General features: G+C 65.8%; 2 protein-coding genes. Both read right to left on the minus strand.

The window, feature by feature from the left end:
• Positions 1-219: 219 nt before the first annotated feature.
• Positions 220-1068 carry an SPOR domain-containing protein gene (locus G5358_RS21035; RefSeq protein WP_052815344.1) on the minus strand — a complete coding sequence of 283 codons (849 nt, stop codon included), beginning with the start codon at positions 1066-1068 and terminating at the stop codon, positions 220-222.
• A gap of 3 nt (positions 1069-1071) precedes the next feature.
• The coding region (locus tag G5358_RS21040) for a DALR anticodon-binding domain-containing protein (protein ID WP_421324873.1) at positions 1072-1519 on the minus strand (448 nt) is incomplete at its 5' end.

Below are 1519 nucleotides of genomic sequence, written 5' to 3' on the forward strand. Positions count from 1 at the left end.
CCGTTGCGGCGAACTGAAACTATGGTAGTCACTTTACTTACCTCGCTTGAGCCGAATGACGGCCTGACTGTGCATGGAGGAAAAGATGGGGATGGCAAAACGGCTTTTCAAGCCTGTGCCGAGCACGGATCGCGGAGGAGGGATCGGGTGGGCGCGGGATGGCGCCAAAAGAAACAGGGCCGGGTGTTGCCACCCGGCCCTGTGCATGGACGCGGCGATTCACCCCTTCTTGGGGATGCAGCCGCTGATGCCCGAGCCCTGCAGCTTGCGGTTGGCCGCGTCGGCCGCCGCCTTGCCGTTGAAGGGGCCCACCATCACCTTGTAGACGGCGCCACCGGCCCCGTTCACCACCTGCAGGCTGGAGGAGAGCCCGGCGGTGAAGGCGATGCGCGCCTTGAGGGATTCCGCGGAATCCTGGGAGCGCAGGGCGGCACACTGCATCATGTAGCGACCGCCGTCGGCGGCTGCGGTCTGTGCAGTCTGGGTCGCCGCCTTGGCCCTGGCGGCCTCGGCCCGCTCCCGCTCCAGTTCGGCGCGGATCTCCCGCTCCATCCGCTCACGCTCGGCCTTCTGGTCGATCACCTGCTCCCGGGCGCTGGCGACCGGGGCGCCGGTGGCCGGCTTGGCCGGTTGCACCGGTTGCGGCTGATAGGGCTTCACCTGACCGATGGGGGTTCCCGGCTGGGGGATGTCGGTCGCGACCGGCTTGGGCAGTGCCTCCGGTTGCAGGGTCATGGTCTCGGCGGGCGGGGGCGGCAGCACGCCCGGCTGGGGCGGCGGCTCTATGATGTCCACCTGCTTGTTCTCCAGCCGCTCGATGTAGCTCCACTTCTCCTGGGGCAGGGTATTGCCCTGTGCCTTGGGTTTGTTGGCCTTCACCTGCTCTTCGATGGTGGGGGCATCGGCGCCCTTGCCGTTGATGAGGTAGAGGAAGGCGCCGAAACCGACGACCAGGGCCCCGGCCAGCAGTGCCGGGATAACAGGAAAGCGGCGAGGGGCCGCTTTCTTGATGTTACGGCCACCCGCCCGTCGTCTCGGGCTGTTGCCGACGTAATCCCGGGTCGCCATCTATTACATGCGCTCCAGGGTGTGGATGCCCAGCACGCCCAGGCCCAGCTTGAGCACCTTGGCGGTGGCGGCGCACAGCAGCAGACGGCTCTGGCGGGTCGCCTCGTCCACGCCGTCCTTATTGATCGGGCAGGCTTCGTAGAAGGTCATGAAGTTGCCGGAGAGCTCGTACAGATAGGTACAGAGCAGGTGCGGCATCCCCTTGTCCGCCACGCCGTTGACCGCGTCGGAGAACTGGATCAGCTTCTGGGCCAGGGTCTCTTCGGCGTCTTCGCTCAGGACCACCTTGCCGCTCAGGGTGTCGGCATCGACGCCGGCCTTGCGGAAGATGGACTGGATGCGGGTGTAGGCGTATTGCAGGTAGGGGGCGGTGTTGCCTTCAAACGACAGCATCAGATCCCAGTCGAAGATGTAGTCGGTGGTGCGGTTCTTGGAGAGATCCGCATACTTG

The organism is Aeromonas sp. 604176 (assembly GCF_049170755.1).
GTDB lineage: Bacteria > Pseudomonadota > Gammaproteobacteria > Enterobacterales > Aeromonadaceae > Aeromonas > Aeromonas veronii_A.